Here is a 17,581-nt window from a genome sequence, read left to right as displayed (position 1 = left end):
ATGTCCCCAATCTACGCGCCGTCCCGCGGCGCTACTGTAAGGACTTGTTAAGGCTCGCGCGGTTTCGTAATCAATTGTTTCGCCTGGGCCGGCAGGCACGCCGCATGCGCAAAAAAGCCCGCTCGAAAGCGGGCTTTGTGCATCGCGATACGAGCCGGTGCGGCTCGCTGCGCGCTTACTGACGGTGGTAGATCTCGGCGCCGGTCTTCACGAACTCGACCGCCTTGACCTCCATCCCTTTCTTCAGCGCTTCGGTTTCCGACACGCCCTGCTGCGCCGCGAATTCGCGCACGTCCTGCGTGATCTTCATCGAGCAGAAATGCGGGCCGCACATCGAGCAGAAGTGCGCGACCTTCGCCGAATCCTTCGGCAGCGTTTCGTCGTGGAATTCGCGCGCCTTGTCCGGGTCGAGACCGATATTGAACTGATCTTCCCAGCGGAACTCGAAGCGCGCCTTCGACAGCGCGTTGTCGCGCACCTGCGCGCCCGGATGACCCTTGGCGAGGTCGGCGGCGTGCGCGGCGAGCTTGTACGTGATGATGCCTTCCTTCACGTCGTCCTTGTTCGGCAGGCCGAGGTGTTCCTTCGGCGTCACGTAGCACAGCATCGCGGTGCCGAACCAGCCGATCATCGCGGCGCCGATGCCCGACGTGATGTGGTCGTAACCCGGCGCGATGTCGGTGGTCAGCGGCCCGAGCGTGTAGAACGGCGCTTCCTTGCACCAGTCGAGCTGCAGATCCATGTTCTCCTTGATCAACTGCATCGGCACGTGGCCGGGGCCCTCGATCATCACCTGCACGTCGTGCTTCCACGCGATCTGCGTGAGCTCGCCGAGCGTTTTCAGTTCGCCGAGTTGCGCTTCGTCGTTCGCGTCGTAGATCGAGCCGGGGCGCAGGCCGTCGCCGAGCGAGAAGCTCACGTCGTACGCCTTCATGATCTCGCAGATCTCTTCGAAGTGTTCGTACAGGAAGCTTTCCTTGTGATGCGCGAGGCACCACTTCGCCATGATCGAGCCGCCGCGCGACACGATGCCCGTCATCCGGTTCGCGGTGAGCGGCACGTACTGCAGGCGCACGCCCGCGTGGATCGTGAAATAGTCGACGCCTTGCTCGGCCTGCTCGATCAGCGTGTCGCGGAAGATTTCCCAGGTCAGGTCCTCGGCCTTGCCGTTGACCTTTTCCAGCGCCTGGTAGATCGGCACCGTGCCGATCGGCACCGGGCTGTTGCGGATGATCCACTCGCGCGTTTCATGGATGTGCTTGCCGGTCGACAGGTCCATCACCGTGTCGCCGCCCCAGCGGATCGCCCACGTCATCTTGTCGACTTCCTCGCCGATCGACGACGTGACGGCCGAGTTGCCGATGTTCGCGTTGATCTTCACGAGGAAGTTGCGGCCGATGATCATCGGCTCGGATTCCGGGTGGTTGATGTTCGCCGGGATGATCGCGCGGCCGCGCGCGATTTCGTCGCGCACGAATTCCGGCGTGATCTCGGCCAGCGCGTTCGCGCCGAAGGCCGCGGCGCCGAACGCCTGGCCCGGGTGCTGGCGGCCCATCATCGCGGCGAGCTTCGCGCCGTTCGGGCCGCTCGACTTCAGGCTCTCGATGTATTCGGCGCGGCGCTGGTTCTCGCGGATCGCGATGTATTCCATTTCCGGCGTGATGATGCCCTGACGCGCGTAGTGCATTTGCGTCACGTTCTTGCCGGGCTGCGCGCGGCGCGGGTTGCGGTGCAGGCCCGGGAAACGCAGCTCGGCCGTGGCCGGATCGGCCGCGCGCTCGAGGCCGTACTGGCTCGACAGGCCGGGGAGCACCTCGGTGTCGCCGCGTGCTTCGATCCAGCGCTGGCGCAGCGCGGGCAGGCCCGCGCGGATGTCGATCTTCGCGTCCGGATCGGTGTAGGGGCCCGACGTGTCGTACACGTAGATCGGCGGATTCTTCTCGCCGCCGAAGCCGGTCGGCGTGTCGGCCTGCGTGATCTCGCGCATCGGCACGCGGATGTCGGGCTGCGAGCCGGTGACATACACCTTGCGCGAATTGGGCAGCGGCGCGACGGCAGCGGCGTCGACGTGGGCGTCGGCAGACAGAAACTTCGGATTGGCGTTCATGCAATCTCCTGTGTGAGCGCCGGACAGGCGCTTCGGCGCTTGCCCGGAGCCCTTGACGAATGTGGGGCTCGAGCTAAGCAGGAGACGAGGCTTGGTGAGGCGGCGGGTTTCGTCAGAAGGATGGCGGCGAAATCCGTACGCTTCCCTGCGCTGGCATTATCCAGATCAGGTTCAAAGGGTATTTCTCACCCGCAATGCCGGTTGTTTGACCGAACGCATTGCAGGACCCCCGCGTTAGCAAGGGCACACGATACACCGGGTTTGCGGTGGTTTCAACCGGGACGGATCGTTCGCGCGCGTGCGGTTGCAGCATGGCGGGCCGCGGCGGTCCGGCGCCCCGGCCGGCGGCGCTCGCGCGGTGCAGCAACGCGCGTCTTCGTACGACCTAAAATAAATTTTGCCGCGACTGTCATTTCCCGCGACGTGCGCCGTCTATTCGGCTCCTCAAACCCATGTTTCGGAGAAGTGTCATGAAAAAAGTACTGATTGCCGCCTGCGTTGCTGCCCTCGCCACGGTTGCCACGGGCGCGTATGCGCAGAACGACGCGATGTCGAAGGACGATTCGTCGATGTCGAAGGACGCGATGGGCCACGACGCGATGGCGAAGGACGGCGCGATGAAGAAGGACGGCATGAAGAAGCACGCGATGAAGAAGGATGCGATGAAGAAGGACGCGATGGGCCACGACGCAATGTCGAAGGGCGACGCGATGAAGAAGGACACCATGAGCCCGTCGAACTGACCGATACGTGCGGGGCGCGGCCGGCTGCGGGCCGCATCGCGTCCCGGCGCATCACTCCCGGAGTCTTCATCATGCAAACCGTCCCTGCCACGGATCGCGCACCGGCGACGCCGCCCACGCGCACGATCCATCCGCCGTGGGTGCGTGTGAGTCACTGGCTCAACGCGCTCGCGGCGATCCTGATGGCGTTGTCCGGCTGGCGCATCTACGATGCGTCGCCGATCTATCCGTCGTTCACGTTCGCGCACGGCATCACGCTCGGCGGCTGGCTCGGCGGCGCGCTGCAATGGCATTTCGCGGCGATGTGGCTGCTGGTCGGCAACGGGCTGTTCTATCTCGCGATGTCGATCGCGACGGGGCGCTTCGCGCGCAAGTTGCTGCCCGTCACACCCGCGTCGGTGTGGCGCGACGTGCGCGCCGCGCTCGGCGGACGGCTGGCGCACGACGACCTGAGCGTCTACAACGCGGTGCAGCGTGCCGCGTACCTGACCGCGATCGTCGATCTCGTCGTGCTGGTGCTGTCGGGCCTCACGATCTGGAAATCGGTGCAATTCCCGCTGCTGCGCGAGCTGTTCGGCGGTTACGACAACGCGCGCATCGTGCACTTCTGGGCGATGTCGCTGTTGGTCGCTTTCTTTGTCGTTCATGTCGCGATGGCGCTGCTGGTACCGCGCTCGCTGCTCGCGATGCTGCGCGGCCGCTGACCCGCAAGCCGCGGGCGAAGGAAATCATCATGTCGGAATCCGAAAAAAACCGCAGCGAGCCGCGCTGGACGCTCGACCGGAAATCGCTCGAACTCGACGTGCGCCGCGAGCTCGAGATGCCGTCGCGGCGACTCTTCAACCGGCGCGTGCTGACGCTCGGCGGCCTCACGATGCTGACTGGCTGCACGCTGAAGGACGACGCGTCGGTCAACACGTTCCTCGAGACAGTGTCGCGCATGAACGATCGCGTGCAGGCGTGGCTGTTCAACCCCGGCCAGCTCGCGCCGACCTACACCGAGGCCGACATCACGCGGCCGTTCCCGTTCAATGCGTATTACGGAATCGACGACGTGCCGCACGTCGACGAATCGTCCTATCGGCTCATGCTGTCGGGCCGCGTGACGGGCAAGCGCGTGTGGACGCTCGACGAGCTTCGGGCGCTGCCGCACGCGGAACAGATCACGCGGCATATCTGCGTGGAAGGGTGGAGTGCGATCGGCCGCTGGGGCGGCACGCCGTTCGGCGCGTTTCTCGCACGCGCGGGTGCCGATACCGGTGCGAAATACGTCGGCTTCAAATGTGCCGACGATTACTACGAAAGCATCGACATGCCGACCGCGCTGCATCCGCAGACGCTGCTCACCTTCGACTACGACGGCCGCCGGCTGCCGCCGGAATTCGGCTTCCCGATGAAGCTGCGGATGCCGACCAAGCTCGGCTACAAGAACCCGAAGCACATCATGGAAATCTTCGTGACCGATACGTTCCCCGGCGGCTACTGGGTCGATCAGGGCTACAACTGGTTCGGCGGATCGTGAGCGGGGCGCGTGGCGTGCGCACGCGTCACGCGGATTCGCGCACCTGGAGATCGACGCGCAGGCCGACTGCCGCGGCCATGTTCACGAGCGCGTCGAGCCCGAACAGGTTGATCTTGCCGCGCATCAGGTCGGAGACGCGCGGCTGCGTGACGCCCAGCTGCGTCGCGGCCTCGGCCTGGCTCAGTTCGAGCCGCGCGATGCGATGCTTGAGCGCGATCATCAGTTCGGAGCGCAGCTTCATGTTCGCGGCCTCCGCCGGCTCGCTTTCGATTGCGTCCCAGACGTTCGCGTAACGTTCATTGGTCATCGTTTCAACTCCATCATCAGCGACCGATAGCGGCGGGCGGCGAGGTCGATATCGGTCTTGTTCGTGCGCGACGATTGCTTGCGGAAGCAGTGCAGGACGTAGACGGCTGCGGCGAAAGTCGCGACGTAGACGATCCGGAATGCGCCGCTCGCATCGCGCAGGCGAATTTCCCGCACACCGACGCCGATGGTGCGCATCGGTTTCCAGTCGTCGGGCGCGAGGCCGCGCTGCACCTGGTCGATCTGGTGGCCGGCTTCGCGTCGCGCGGGCAGCGGAAAGCCGCGGAGATCGGCCAGCGCGGTGCCGACGAAAACGACCGGCTTCGGCGGAAGAATGTCTGGATTATACAAAATTTTGTATGAGCGGTGTGAGTGTCGGAGAAAGGCTGCGCGCGCCCGCAGGCGGGCATGCCGTCCGTCACGATAGACGCGACGCGAGCACCGGCGCGCATGACTGGTCGTCAGGCCGATGCTGGATCAACGGCTGCGCATGGTGACGCCGGCATGCTCCCACTCGCCGGCAATCCCCGCATTGCGTATCCGGCCCTGGATTTCACCGATCCGTCGCCCGAAAAATGTCGCGCCGAAACATCAGTCGATATGCTTTCAGACATGTCCGACGATGCTTTCGAATCCTTGATGCCATAATGCCGAGCGTGTGCAGCCGACGCGGTTGCGCACGTTTTTTTTGCCCCGTTTTTTGCCCTTTTGCCGCCGCTTGCCGGTTCTCTTTCGTCGCCGTTCGCACTGCCATGTCGTTCCGCACGTTCGCTCTGCCTTCCCGGTCCCGCGTGGACCGTTTGCCGGCATTGCCGGCGTCTTTCAGCGGAGCACGCGGCGTGACGTGCGGGCGGGCTGCACGATGACGCCGCTCGACCGCCTCCTCGATTTCCTCGCCCGCTTTTCGTTCCGGATCCGCCTGCCGCAAAGCCGCGGCGGCCGCGTGGCGCTGGCGCTCGTCTTCATCTATTTCGTCTGGGGCTCGACCTACAGCGGGCTGCATTTCGCGCTGCAGTCGTTCCCGCCGCTGCTGCTGTCGGGGCTGCGCAACCTGCTCGGCGGGATCGGCCTGTTCATCTTCGCGCTGCGGCGCAAGCCCGAATGGCCGACGCTGCTGGAAATCCGCAACTCGGCGATCGTCGGCACGATGCTCGTCGCGTTGTCGTCCGGCACGATCGCGCTCGGCATGCGCACGGTCAGCAGCGGTTCGGCCGCGGTGATGGTGGCCACGGTGCCGCTGTTCGCGACCGTGATCGCGGCGGTGGCCGGGCGGCCGGTGACGAAGGGCGAATGGGCGGCCGTCGCGCTCGGGATGGTCGGCATCGTCGTGCTGAATTCGAGCGGCTCGGCCGTCGCGAACTCGGCGCTCGGCACGATCTGCGTGCTGGCCGGCGCGCTGTTCTGGGCGGGCGGCGCGCATCTCGCGACGCGGCTCAAGCTGCCGTCCGACCTGTTTCTGTCGACGTCGCTGCAGATCGGCCTTGGCGGGCTGATGTCGACGATCGTCGCGTGGCTGCTCGGCGAACGCGTCGAACAGCTGGCCGTCGGGCCGGTGTTCGCGTTCGTGTACCTGATGGTGTTCTGCACGATGGCCGCGTACGTCGCGTACGGCTACCTGATTCGCCACACGAGCCCGATCATCGCGAGCAGCTGCATGTACGTGAACCCGATCGTCGCGGTCGCGCTCGGTGCGCTGCTGCTGGGTGAACCGGTGACGATGGCGACCGTGGTCGCGACCGTCGCGATCCTCGGCAGCGTCGGGTTGTCGTTCGTGTTCGATCCGGCGCGTCGACCAGCGGCGGCAGCCGCGGCTGCCGGTTCGCCGGCCGTGGCGGCCGAGCAGGCGGTGACGGCGGACGTTTCGTCCGTCGCCGAGCCGATCGCCGCGCCGGATGCGGCGCCGATCCTCGCGCCTTCCGCTGTCCCGCTCGCGGTGCCGACGCCCGCGGCGGTGATGGATCCCGCCGCGGTGATCGACCCGGCCCCGGCGTTCGCGCCGCCGCCCGCCGCCGCCGAGCCGGCCGCCTCGCGCACCGACGCGTGACGCCGCGGTGGCCGGTCGCGCTCAGCCGCGCCGGCCGCCGCGATGGTGGGACCAGCCGGCGAGCGCGGTAAACAGCAGGCCGGCCGCGCACATGCCGGTCCAGCCGAACGCGCGCCATGCGGCGACGCCGGCCGACGAGCCGAGCGCGCCGCCGATGAAATAGCACACCATATACACCGTGTTGACGCGGCTGCGCGCGTCGGGCTTCAGCGCATAGATGCGCGACTGGTTCGAGATCTGCGCGGCCTGTACGCCCACGTCGAGCACGATCACGCCGATCACGAGCCCGACGAGGCTCGAACCCGACAGTGCGAAGATCACGAACGACAGCGCGAGCAGCGCGATCGCGAGCGAGATGATCGCGCGCGGGCCGCGCGTGTCCGCGAAGCGGCCCGCATACGGCGCGGCGAGCGCGCCCGCGGCCCCGACGATCCCGAACAGACCGGCTGCCTGCGGGCCGAGATGGAACGGCGCGCCGGCGAGCAGCAGCGTGAGCACCGGCCAGAACGCGCTGAACGCCGCGAACAGCGCGGCGCCCGTCAGCGATGCCTCGCGCAGCCCGCGCAACTCGACGGCCAGATGCCACATCGAGCCGAGCAGCTTGCCGTACGACAGCGTCGACGTCGGCGAGCTGCGCGGCAGCCGCAGCACGATCACGACGGCGAGCGCGACGAGCGCCGCGACCGATGCGGCGAACACCGCGCGCCAGCCGAAATACTCGGCGACGAAGCCGGCGGCGGTACGCGCGAGCAGGATGCCGAGCAGCAGGCCGCTCATCACGGTGCCGACCGCGTGGCCGCGTTCGGCCGGCGGCGCGATTTCGGCGGCGAACGGCACGGCCTGCTGCGCGATGGTCGCGAGGATGCCGATCGCGAGGCTTGCGACCGCGAGTACGACGAGCGACGGCGCGGTGGCCGCCGCGATCAGCGCGATCGACAGCCCGGCGATCTGCAGCAGGATCAGCCCGCGGCGATCGAAACGGTCTCCGAGCGGCGCGAGCAGGAACATGCCGGCCGCATAGCCGAGCTGCGTCGCGGTCGGTACCGCGCCGATCCATGACGCGCCGTCCGGAAAGGACGAGCGGAAGCTGTCGAGCAGCGGCTGGTTGTAGTAGATGTTCGCGACCGACACGCCCGCGATCGTCGCGAGCAGCAACAGCAGGCTGCGCGAGTAGTGGGGCGAGGCGGCGTCGGTCGGACGGTCGGTGGAGGCGGTGGACATGGCGGCGGGCACGGAGTGGGGCGGCGCGGCAGGCGGCGCACGCATCGGGTGCGCAGGTAGGCCGGGCGCCGGTCGAGGCTGCCGATCATACCGGAGCGACGTGAATCCTGCCGGCGGCAAGCCGGCAAACCGACACGACGGCAGGCGCGGCGACACGACGGCACAACGGGCCGGCCGCCGCCCATCACGGCACGCGCTTCACGTCGTCAGTCGACCAGTTCGCCCGTCGGCTCGTAGAACGGATACGGCCCCGCGCCTTCGTCCACATAGACGTGATGCGACGTCATCCCCGTATCGGGTGCATGACGATGGACCGCGAACGCCGGCGGTTCGAGCCGGAAGGCGGACGGCGCATCGCTCCGCAGGTCGAAGGCGACCTGGTGCGCGGGCGACGGCACCGCGGACGCGAGCGTGCCGCCGAAGCGCGTGAACATCGTTCGATGCACGTGACCGCACAGCACGCGCTCGACGTTCGGATGGCCGCGCAGCAGCGCGTCGAGTTTCTCGGCGGCGGCGGGCGTGAGACGCAGCTTGTCCATGTGGCCGATGCCCGACACGAACGGCGGGTGATGCAGCGCGACGATTACCGGGCGGTCGCGCGCGGCGTCGAGCTGCGCGGCGAGCCACGCGAGCCGGGCGTCGCACAGGTCGCCGTGGCTCGCGCCCGGCACCTGCGAATCGAGCGCGAGCACGCGCACCGCGCCGACGTCGAGCGCGTACTGCACGAATTCGCCGTCCTGCAGCTCGGCGCGATCGGCGAATGCGCGGCGCAGCCCGGCACGGTCGTCGTGATTGCCGATCATCAGGTAGTACGGAATCTCGAGCGCCGCGAGCAGCCCGCGCAGGTTGCCGTACTCTTCGTCGTGGCCGAAGTCGGTCAGGTCGCCGGTGACGAGCACGGCGTCGGGGCGCGGCACGAGTGCGTTCAGCTTCGCGATGCAGCGGGCGAGCGCGGCCGCCGTGTCGACGCGCCGGTACGCGAGCTGGCCCGGCCGCTTGATGTGGAGATCGCTGATTTGAGCAAGCAGCATCGTCGTTCCTCGGAATCGTCTGGTTGTTGTCGCGGCGGCGTGCGCCGCCGTGGGGTGCTGCATGGATGATGCCCGAACGACCGCTTACGCGCCGAGCGCGATCAGTCCTTCCGGCGCGATCGTGAGGCCGACCGCCGTGCCGCGCGCGAGCGCGATGCGGCCCGGTACGTCGATCACGAGCGCGTCGGGTGCCGCATGCTCGATCGTGAGCCGCGTGCGCTCGCCGAGGAACGCGCACGCGCCGACCGCGCCGCGCAATGGTGCATGCGCGGGATCGGCGAGCTGCGCGTCCTCGGGGCGGAAGAACCATTCGTCGGCCGCATGCGGCGTGGCGATCGCGCCGCCCGTCGTTTCGAGCGCGCCGTCGCGCCACTGGCCCGCCAGCCGGTTCAGCGTGCCGATGAACTGCGCGACCGTGCGGTTCGCCGGGTGGTAGTAGATCTCGCGCGGCGTGCCGATCTGCTCGATGCGGCCCGCGCCCATCACGACGATCCGGTCGCCTAGCTCCATCGCTTCGGCCTGGTCGTGCGTCACGTAGACGGTCGTCACGCCGAGCGTGCGCAGCAGCGTGTTCATGTCGCGGCGCAGCACGTCGCGCAGTTTCGCGTCGAGCGCGGTCAGCGGTTCGTCGAGCAGCAGCACGCGCGGCTGCACCGCGAGCGCGCGCGCCAGCGCGACGCGCTGACGCTGGCCGCCCGACAGTTGATCGACCGGTTTGTCCGCATGCGCGTTGAGCCGCATCATCGCGAGCAGTTCGTCGACGCGCTCGCGCAACGCGCGCGGCTCGGTCTTGCGGATCTTCAGCCCGTAGCCGACGTTGCCGCGCACCGTCAGGTTCGGAAACAGCGCGTAGTTCTGGAACACCATGCCGACCTGCCGGCGCTCGATCGGCAGTGCGGTGACGTCGTCGTCGCCGAACGCGATCGTGCCGCCGGCATCGGGCGTGTCGAGGCCCGCGATCAGGCGCAGCGTGGTCGTCTTGCCGCAGCCCGACGGCCCGAGCAGCACGAGCGTTTCCCCGGCGCCGATCGACAGGTCGAGCGGTTCGAGCACGCGTGTGCCGCGGAACGTCTTCGCGCAGCCGGTCAGGGTGATGGGAGTGGAATCGAGTTTCATGTCTGCAAAAAAGTCAGCGCGGGCGCTTCTTCAGCGCGCGCGTACCGGACGGATCGACGCCGAGCCACTGCATCGCGACGAGCAGCGGCAGCGTCATCAGCAGGAACAGGATCGTGTACGCGCTGCCGACTTCGAGGCGCAGCGACGCATACGTATCGGCGAGCCCGACCGGCAGCGTCTTGGTGTCGGGCGTGTGCAGCATCCACGTGAGGTTGAATTCGCCGATCGACAGCGTGAGCACCGCGAGCGCGCCGGCGACGATGCCGGGCCGCAGGTTCGGCAGCACGATCGTGACGAAGCGCGTAACGAACGATGCGCCGAGGCTCGCCGCGCCTTCCTCGAGCGTGCGCAGGTCGGCGCCGGCCGCGACGGCCGCCACCGCGCGCACCATGAACGGCAGCGTGAACACGACGTGGCCGACGACGATGAACCACAGGCTCATCCGGAACGCGGTGAAGCCGCCGTACACGACCAGCAGCGCGAGCGCCGAAGCCAGCCCCGGCAGCGCGACCGGCAGCACGAGCGCTTCCTCGATCGCGCGCGCGAGGCGGCTCTTGCTGCGCGCGAGCGCATAGCCGGCCGGCACGCCGACCGCGAGCGTCGCGAACGCGACGTAGAGCGACAGCGCGACCGAGCCGTGATACTGCTGCCATACCTGCTCGAGCCAGCGCAGCGTGAGGCCGCTCGACAGGCCGCGGAAATAGTTGACGGTCAGCCCCGCGAGCACCGACATCACGACGGGCACGATCAGGAACGCGCACAGCAGCATCGTGACGCCCCATTGCAGCGCGGCGATCGCCCGCGCACCGGCGACGCGCGGCGCATGCCGGGCGGCACGCTTCGCGTGCAAGGGGGCCGGAGCGGGTGCCGGCGACGGCGCGGAAGAGCCGGAAAGCGATTGCATGCGGAAATCCTCAGGCCGCGGCAGCGGCGGTGTGACCGGTGAAGCGGCGCGCGAGCGCGAGCACGGCCCAGGTGACGATGCCGAGCACGATCGACAGGCCGGCCGCCGTCGCGATGTTCGCGTTCAGCGTGAACTCGGTGTAGATCGTCATCGGCAGCACGTTCAGGTCGGTGGCGAGCGTGAACGCGGTGCCGAACGCGCCCATCGCGGTCGCGAAGCAGATCGCGCCGGCCGCGATCAGTCCCGGCGCGAGCGCGGGCAGCACGATGTCGACGAAGATGCGCCACGGCGACGCGCCGAGCGAACGCGCGGCTTCCTCGAGCGACCCGTCGAGCTTCGACGCGGCCGCGATCACGGTGACGATCACGCGCGGAATCGAGAAGTACAGGTAGCCGACGAACAGGCCCGTCACCGAATATGCGAAGACCCACTTGTCGCCGGTGAGCTTCGCCGACAGCATGCCGATCAGCCCCTGGCGCCCCGCAAGCATGATCACCATGAAGCCGACCACGACGCCCGGGAACGCGAGCGGAAACGTCAGCAGCGCGAGCAGCACGCGCTTGCCGGCGAATTCGCGGCGCGCGAGCAGCAGGCCCGAGATCGTCGACAGCGCGAGCGTAGCGAGCGTGACGCCCGCGGACAGCGCCACCGTCTCGCCGAGGCTCTTCATGTAACGCGCGTTGCCGAGCAGCGCCGCATAGTGCGAGAAGAAGGCGCCGTCGGCGGACACCTGCACGAGCGACGCCATCGGCAGCAGCCAGAACGCGGCGAATACCGCCAGCGCCGGCGCGACGAGCGCGACGCGCCAGCGCAGCGGAAAAGTCAGGTCGAGCATTGGTAGCGTCCCGCGGCTTACTGCATGACCTGCAGGTACTGCAGGCCGAACGCTTGCTGGCCGGCCGCCATCTTGCCGAAGTCGACCGGTTTCGCCCGCGCGTATTCGCTCGCCGGCAGGAACTTCGCGGCGACGTCGGCGCCGAGCGCCTGCGCGCGCACCGGGCGCAGATACGCATTGGCCCACAGCTTCTGGCCTTCGTCGGACAGCACGAAGTCGAGCACCTTCTTGCCGTTCGCGTCGTGCGGCGCGCCCTTCACGAGGCTCATCACGTACGGCACCGCGATCGTGCCTTCCTTCGGAATCACGAACTCGACGTTCGCGCTGTCCTTGTATTTCGCGCGATACGCATCGAAGTCGTAGTCGAGCAGGATCGGAATCTCGCCGGACAGCACGCGCGCATAGGCCGTCTGCTTCGGTACGATCGGCGCGTTCGCCTTCAGCTTGCGGAACCAGTCGAGGCCCGGCTTGAAGTTGTCGAGGCTGCCGCCGAGCGCCTGGTTGACGGCGACCGCGCCCGCGTAGCCGACGAATGCGCTCGACGGATCGAGATAGCCGACCATGCCCTTGTATTCGGGCTTCAGCAGGTCGGCCCACGAACGCGGCACCGGCTTGCCGTCGAGTGCGTCCTTGTTCACGAAGAAGCCGAGCGTGCCCGAGTGGATCGCGAACCAGTAGCCTTGCGGGTCCTTCAGGTTCGCGGGGATGTCGTTCCAGTGAGCGGGCTTGTACGGCGCGATCACGCCCTTGTCCTTCGCCTGGAACGCCGACGATACGCCGAGATAGACGACGTCGGCCACCGGGCTCTTCTGCTCGGCGATCAACTGCGCGATCGCCTGGCCCGAGTTCTTGTTGTCGAACGGTACGCGGATGCCGGTCTTCTGCTTGATCGCCGCGATCTGCGCGGCCCAGTCGGCCCATTCGGGCGGGCAGTTGTAGCAGATCGCCGTTTCGTCGGCGTGGGCCGCGGGGGCGCCGGCGACGAGCGCGGCAAAGGCGAGCGGCGCGGCAAGCGCGCGCAGCAGCGAGGTCAGGCGAAAGGACACGGTGGGTCTCCGGGCGAGAGTGGGTGTAGCGCTGGGGTGGTGTGGGGTTCGGTATGCGTGGACGTGCGGCTGGCGATCACGCCTTGCGCAAGTGCAGCTCGGTGGCCGGCGGCGCAACCGTCGCACCGTCGCGCACCACATGCGGCAGGATCATCGACGTGCGGTCGATCGCCGCGCCGCCGATGGATTCGACGAGACGCTGCCAGGCGTGGCGGCCGATGTCGCGGTTCGGCGTCGCGACGCTCGCGAGCGGTGGTGCGAGCAGCTCGCCGATCGCGATCCCGTCGAAGCCGAGCACCGACAGGTCGTCGGGAATCGAGAAACCCGCTCGGCGCAGGCCGCGCATCACGACCATCGCGAGCAGGTCGTTGCTGCAGAAGAGGGCGGTCGGGCGCGTGGCGTGCGCGGTGAGGTGCGCGAGCACCGCATCGGGCAGTTCGGGCGCGTTGAAGTCGACTTCGACGGGCGGCAGCGGCGCCACGCCGCTTTCCTCGAGTGCCTGCGCATAGCCGAGATGGCGCTGGCGTGCGCGATCCGACGCGGCGAGCGAACCGGCCAGCATCAGCACGCGGCGATGACCGAGCGCGGTCAGCAACTGCACGCCGTCGTAGGCGGCACGGCGGTTGTCGACCGACACCGACGGACGGCGCTGCGTGTCGTTGTGCATCAGCACGTAATGCGGGCCGTCGCGGTCGAGCATGTCGAGCAGCGGGTGCGTGTCCGCATCGGCGACGGTGAGGATCAGCCCTTCGACGCGCTGCTCGCGCAGCGTCTCGATCGCATGACGTTCGCGCGCCGCGTCGTATTCGGTCGTCATCAGGATCAGCTTGAAGCCGGCCGCGGTCGCGAGTTCGTCGATGCCTTGCAGGCAGTCGGCGAACACCGGGTTCGACAGCGTCGGCACGACGACGCCGACGAGCCGCGTGCGCTCGCCGCGCAGTTGCCGGCCGAGCGGGCTCGGGCGGAACTGCAGCGTGTCGATGGCGGTGCGGATCGTTTGCAGCGTGGCGGGGCTGACGGTATGCGGCGCGTTGATCGCCCGCGAAACGGTGGCGATCGAGAAGCCCGCGAGGGCAGCGACGTCCTTGATGGTCGAGGTCATGAAATCACGCGATGTAAACGTTTTCGGCCGGGGAATTATCGAAAACGTTTGTGACTTCGCGATGACGCGCATGTGTGTTTCGTAAAAAGCACGATACAAACATCAGACGGTTGGGGCCGTCGGACGACGCGCGGTCGATTGTATCGGCGGATGTTGCGGCGCGGGAGGAAATCGGCGATGGGAGTGGCAACGTCGTCGGTTACGCCATATGAATTCGGCCGCGGACGGGGCCGCCAAATGTGCTGCATCGCGATGCATTGCGCGGGAATCAGGGAACGCATGCGCCAAGCAATGGTAGAATCGCGTCCGCCCTTTTGCCGGGGTGATGAAATTGGTAAACATAGCGGACTTAAAAGATTGAGTGCCCGGTCGGAAACGGCCGGTGCAGAACCCTTCAAATTCGGTGAAACCCCTGATGTGCAACGTGTACATCGAGGCAACGCCGAGCCAAGCCTCGCGGTACGACTGCAGCGAGGAAGGTGTAGAGACTAGACGGGGGGCGCCTAAGGCGCACGGGCAGCGGTCACGCCCGCGCGCGACGGTGAAGGCATAGTCCAGCGCACGAACGGCGTCGTTCCAACGACGCCGGCTTTGAAAGAAGCAGTGTGACGAAAATCCGCCGCCTTAATTGGCTTGCCGGTTCAAGTCCGGTCCCCGGCACCAAATGATTGTCTGGTACCGTCTGAGGTAACCTGAAAACCCTGCGAAAACATCTGTTTTTGCAGGGTTTTTTGTTTTGAGGCGTCTAACGGGATCTGATTGCATCCAGCGTTTCTGATGGTATATGGTTGGTACCACACGCAGTTTCGCACCATTCTGGTGGTACCTGACGATGCATCTTACCGATGTCGCCGTCCGTAACGCCAAGCCTGCCGAGAAGCCCACAAGCTGACCGACGGGAGCGGGATGTATTTGCTCGTGCAGCCGAATGGCGCTAGGTACTGGCGGATGGCCTATCGCATGCGTGGCAAGCAGAAGCTGCTGGCCCTTGGCGTATATCGCCATCTGAAGTTACGGCATACCATTCGGTTCACGAACGGGCCACATGTGCTCCTAAGAACGAAAACGAACCGTCGGGGTGTGGTATGCGAACGCAACTTTTGGTATCCAGTTGGGTGATGTCATGCGCGATATGGGCATCGACCGCCTATGCTGATGGTGATCCGTCGGTCGGCTGCTTTGCTGCTCTATCGGATAATCCTGCAATTGGCGCCATCCAGGGCAAGGTGGTGACGAAGATCGGAGGCCATCCCGATCTATCAATGCTCTCGAATGATCGCCGACCAACAAAGAAAGAAAAGGACGCTCTGTCAGCTTGGGTCACCGAGGGCGAGCGCTGCTACGAGCTCGGGCGCGACTTTCGTGCGGCGAACTATCCGCCTGTCGTCGCGGCTCTGATCGACGAGAGTTTGCATGCCCTCGAAGCCTTGGTAGCGAAGCTCTACAGCGGCAAGCTAACGTACGCGCAATTCAACGAGCAGCGGCAGGCGAGCGACGATCAGTACCGTGCGCGAATTGCCGGTACACTCCAGGAGCTTCGGACCCAGCAAAGCCGCGATCAAGCCGAGCAGGAGTCTCAGCGGCGCGCGGCAGAGGCTCAAGAAGCAGCCGCTCAGGCGCAGCGCGATGCTACTGAGGAGGCGAGGCAGCAAGAGAGGCGGGCGCTTGCGCTACGAATGTTGTCGAACATGAGGCCGACCTATGTACCACCACCTCCGCCGATACCAACGCAGCACATTCAGAACACCAACTGCTCCACATTCGGCAATCAGATGAACTGCACGACGAGCGGATATTGAGCCATAACCGGTGTTATTGGTGAACCAGAAGAACATCAGGAAGACCTCTCCAAAATGGTTACTTTCAAGCGAAACGGATCTTGGATTCTGCTCTGGCTCGTGGCTGCCATTGCTCTGATATTGGCTGGGTGCGGCGGGGACGTCAGCTCAGAAGGTGCCGGCAATGGAGGTGGGGGAAGTGGCGGCGGATCGCAGCCTCCTCCACCTCTTATCACGCTCGGGAGTGTCGGAAAGATGCTGGCTGCTGATGGCGATAGCCTGCTCTACGTCGCGGCGGACGGCTCGGCCCGTATGAGGAATTTCGGCAGTCAGACCGAAGTCGTGCTGAATGGCTTTGCGTCCTTGCAGAACGCCGGAAATTGGCAGCTTAGCGGCGGCTACGCATACGTCTCTGCGGTAGATGCCGACTGCCCACAGCCGTTGCCCTTTCATTGCATCTACCAGTGGGACCCGAAAGGCGTGAAGACGAATATGTCGATACTCGCCGGGACAGCCGGTCACGCCGATGACCTCGCGCCATCCGCGCATGATGGGTACCTGATCTGGAACAGTTACGGAGGCGGGACCCTTTATAACCAGTCGACAAAGACTTTCACGAGTCTTCCGCCAGGGCTGAGTGCTTCCGTCAACAGTTTCAGTGTTTCCAATGGGATTGTGAACTACTACTACTGGGTTCAGTTGCCTGAGGCCTTTTCCCCACAGCAGGTATACATGTGGTCTTCGCAGACGCAGGCGTCGACAGCGTTGTGGCAAATGTACCCGGGTGGATCCGTTCAAACGGACGGACAGTCCGTCGCTTGGCTTAGCGGTATCTCTGCTCAGGGTGGGACGCACATCCAAATGTTGTATTGGCAGGCAGCAACGGGCGGACCAGTTTCCACTTCTCCCGGCGAGGTCGGGGCGGATGCCTACTTCCTTTTGTCGGACGGGGTGCTCGCCTGGGTGGAAACGCAACAGACTTTCTCTCGCCTCGATCTACGGGCGGTGGTGGTGTCGACCGGGAAGATCAACACGCTGTCGACTGACCTAACTGCTCGCCTACTCGGTAATGCAGCCGGAAACGTGATCTACCAAGTACCGTCGGTGAACAAGGTTTATCGCTGGCAGGCCACAACAGGCGCGGTGACCCAACTGCTCGATTCAGTGCCGAACCAACTGATCCAGTCCGGGACGTACGTGTACTACACGCAGGGAAGCAATAACGACGTTTATCAGATTCGGTTGCAGTGAGGATCGGTGGTGATGGTCGATGTGCCGATCCGCCCAGTGCTGCACATCCTCCTGCGCTCGGGCAGGAATTCGGCGTCCACGTACGCCGCGGTGACTTGATTGTGTTCGGCATGGGCGAGCTGTCGATCGACGGTGTCTCGACCGTTTCGTTTGGATGAGGTTGTAAATTCGCGACACTTGATTGAGATCCGCTGTTATGCGGTGGCAGTACCCTCGAGCCTCTCAGATGTGTTGGTATTTCTGTTGGTATATTTCTTGTGCGGTAATGACCGATCCTTATAAATATTGAGGTTGGTGGCCATATTAGAGTCCGGTCCCCGCACCATCGATTGCGTTGACGCGATTCGATTCGATGACGGTGTAAAAAACCCGCGAGAAATGCAGCGCTCGCGGGTTTTTTGTTGGGCGCGCCGCATGCGTCGGCGCGGCGACACGGCTCGCGGGCGCGCTTCACTGCGGCGAACACGACGCCATGTGATACTGGCACGCACGTCGCACCGGATACCTTTTGCCGCCAGCGGCACATGCGTTCCGTCGATCGTCTTCAACGCAGTTTGCCTCCCGCAAGACCTCCC

General features: G+C 65.9%; 18 protein-coding genes, 2 pseudogenes and 1 riboswitch. Of the genes and pseudogenes, 8 read left to right on the top strand and 12 right to left on the bottom strand.

Features of this window, described 5'->3' with window-relative positions; translation table 11 throughout:
• Positions 1 to 175: 175 nt before the first annotated feature.
• On the bottom strand, positions 176 to 2,107 hold the full coding sequence (thiC, locus tag HWX03_RS10645; RefSeq protein WP_011545021.1) for a phosphomethylpyrimidine synthase ThiC: 1,932 nt from the start codon (positions 2,105 to 2,107) through the stop codon (positions 176 to 178).
• Between the two features lie 124 nt (positions 2,108 to 2,231).
• Positions 2,232 to 2,348, bottom strand: a riboswitch (TPP riboswitch).
• A 229-nt stretch (positions 2,349 to 2,577) separates the two neighbouring features.
• On the opposite strand from thiC, the gene HWX03_RS10640 reads away from it, so the two are divergent.
• From HWX03_RS10640 to HWX03_RS10630, 3 genes are all read left to right on the top strand, one after another.
• Positions 2,578 to 2,850 (top strand): pentapeptide MXKDX repeat protein, encoded by a 273-nt coding sequence (locus HWX03_RS10640; RefSeq protein WP_175820194.1) that lies wholly within the window; start codon positions 2,578 to 2,580, stop codon positions 2,848 to 2,850.
• Positions 2,851 to 2,921: 71 nt separating this feature from the next.
• Entirely contained in the window at positions 2,922 to 3,554 is a 633-nt protein-coding gene (locus HWX03_RS10635; RefSeq protein ID WP_174430649.1) for a cytochrome b/b6 domain-containing protein, read from the top strand.
• A 29-nt stretch (positions 3,555 to 3,583) separates the two neighbouring features.
• Positions 3,584 to 4,372 carry a molybdopterin-dependent oxidoreductase gene (locus tag HWX03_RS10630; RefSeq protein WP_175871223.1) on the top strand — a complete coding sequence of 263 codons (789 nt, stop codon included), beginning with the start codon at positions 3,584 to 3,586 and terminating at the stop codon, positions 4,370 to 4,372.
• Positions 4,373 to 4,397: 25 nt separating this feature from the next.
• Here the strand turns inward: HWX03_RS10630 and HWX03_RS10625 are convergent, their stop codons facing one another.
• The gene (locus tag HWX03_RS10625) at positions 4,398 to 4,679 is read right to left on the bottom strand and encodes an XRE family transcriptional regulator (protein ID WP_175871222.1); all 282 of its coding nucleotides are present in this window, start codon (positions 4,677 to 4,679) and stop codon (positions 4,398 to 4,400) included.
• The gene (locus tag HWX03_RS10620; RefSeq protein WP_174430646.1) at positions 4,676 to 5,029 is read right to left on the bottom strand and encodes a type II toxin-antitoxin system RelE/ParE family toxin; all 354 of its coding nucleotides are present in this window, start codon (positions 5,027 to 5,029) and stop codon (positions 4,676 to 4,678) included. Before HWX03_RS10620 ends, HWX03_RS10625 begins: the two co-directional genes overlap by 4 nt.
• 21 nt (positions 5,030 to 5,050) lie before the next feature.
• Here HWX03_RS10620 and HWX03_RS10615 point away from each other — a divergent pair, with 21 nt between their 5' ends.
• Together HWX03_RS10615 and HWX03_RS10610 are read left to right on the top strand one after the other, a co-directional pair.
• Positions 5,051 to 5,326, top strand: coding sequence for a hypothetical protein (locus HWX03_RS10615; RefSeq protein WP_175871221.1), 276 nt, complete (start codon positions 5,051 to 5,053; stop codon positions 5,324 to 5,326).
• A gap of 214 nt (positions 5,327 to 5,540) precedes the next feature.
• Positions 5,541 to 6,722: an EamA family transporter gene (locus HWX03_RS10610; protein ID WP_175871220.1), complete on the top strand. Its 1,182-nt coding sequence runs from the start codon at positions 5,541 to 5,543 to the stop codon at positions 6,720 to 6,722.
• Positions 6,723 to 6,743: 21 nt separating this feature from the next.
• Here the strand turns inward: HWX03_RS10610 and HWX03_RS10605 are convergent, their stop codons facing one another.
• The 7 genes from HWX03_RS10605 to HWX03_RS10575 all read right to left on the bottom strand — a co-directional run bounded on the left by HWX03_RS10605 (position 6,744) and on the right by HWX03_RS10575 (position 13,977).
• The gene (locus HWX03_RS10605; protein ID WP_174430644.1) at positions 6,744 to 7,943 is read right to left on the bottom strand and encodes an MFS transporter; all 1,200 of its coding nucleotides are present in this window, start codon (positions 7,941 to 7,943) and stop codon (positions 6,744 to 6,746) included.
• 206 nt (positions 7,944 to 8,149) lie between these two features.
• Positions 8,150 to 8,974, bottom strand: a complete 825-nt coding sequence (locus HWX03_RS10600; RefSeq protein ID WP_175871219.1) for a phosphodiesterase — start codon at positions 8,972 to 8,974, stop codon at positions 8,150 to 8,152.
• A gap of 84 nt (positions 8,975 to 9,058) precedes the next feature.
• Entirely contained in the window at positions 9,059 to 10,090 is a 1,032-nt protein-coding gene (locus HWX03_RS10595; RefSeq protein WP_175871218.1) for an ABC transporter ATP-binding protein, read from the bottom strand.
• 13 nt (positions 10,091 to 10,103) lie between these two features.
• On the bottom strand, positions 10,104 to 10,994 hold the full coding sequence (locus tag HWX03_RS10590; protein WP_175871217.1) for an ABC transporter permease subunit: 891 nt from the start codon (positions 10,992 to 10,994) through the stop codon (positions 10,104 to 10,106).
• A 10-nt stretch (positions 10,995 to 11,004) separates the two neighbouring features.
• Entirely contained in the window at positions 11,005 to 11,829 is an 825-nt protein-coding gene (locus HWX03_RS10585) for an ABC transporter permease (RefSeq protein ID WP_175871216.1), read from the bottom strand.
• A 17-nt stretch (positions 11,830 to 11,846) separates the two neighbouring features.
• On the bottom strand, positions 11,847 to 12,875 hold the full coding sequence (locus HWX03_RS10580; RefSeq protein ID WP_175871215.1) for an ABC transporter substrate-binding protein: 1,029 nt from the start codon (positions 12,873 to 12,875) through the stop codon (positions 11,847 to 11,849).
• A gap of 76 nt (positions 12,876 to 12,951) precedes the next feature.
• The gene (locus tag HWX03_RS10575; RefSeq protein WP_175871214.1) at positions 12,952 to 13,977 is read right to left on the bottom strand and encodes a substrate-binding domain-containing protein; all 1,026 of its coding nucleotides are present in this window, start codon (positions 13,975 to 13,977) and stop codon (positions 12,952 to 12,954) included.
• 832 nt (positions 13,978 to 14,809) lie between these two features.
• Here HWX03_RS10575 and HWX03_RS36890 point away from each other — a divergent pair.
• The 3 genes and pseudogenes from HWX03_RS36890 to HWX03_RS10565 form a co-directional block, all read left to right on the top strand.
• A pseudogene (locus tag HWX03_RS36890) lies at positions 14,810 to 14,976 on the top strand (Arm DNA-binding domain-containing protein); the annotation flags it as partial.
• An 86-nt stretch (positions 14,977 to 15,062) separates the two neighbouring features.
• A complete protein-coding gene (locus tag HWX03_RS10570; protein WP_175871213.1) occupies positions 15,063 to 15,776 on the top strand; it encodes a hypothetical protein in 714 nt (237 codons plus the stop codon).
• Positions 15,777 to 16,010: 234 nt separating this feature from the next.
• Entirely contained in the window at positions 16,011 to 17,006 is a 996-nt protein-coding gene (locus HWX03_RS10565; protein ID WP_175871212.1) for a hypothetical protein, read from the top strand.
• A gap of 15 nt (positions 17,007 to 17,021) precedes the next feature.
• Here the strand turns inward: HWX03_RS10565 and HWX03_RS36885 are convergent.
• Both HWX03_RS36885 and HWX03_RS10560 read right to left on the bottom strand, forming a co-directional pair.
• Positions 17,022 to 17,149, bottom strand: a pseudogene (locus tag HWX03_RS36885) (integrase); the annotation flags it as partial.
• 51 nt (positions 17,150 to 17,200) lie between these two features.
• Complete coding sequence (locus HWX03_RS10560; protein WP_175871152.1) at positions 17,201 to 17,554, bottom strand: hypothetical protein; 354 nt, start codon at positions 17,552 to 17,554, stop codon at positions 17,201 to 17,203.
• Positions 17,555 to 17,581 lie beyond the last annotated feature (27 nt).

It is taken from the genome of Burkholderia sp. BCC0397, assembly GCF_902832865.1.
Classification (GTDB): domain Bacteria; phylum Pseudomonadota; class Gammaproteobacteria; order Burkholderiales; family Burkholderiaceae; genus Burkholderia.
This window is presented reverse-complemented; position numbering and strand designations above follow the sequence as displayed.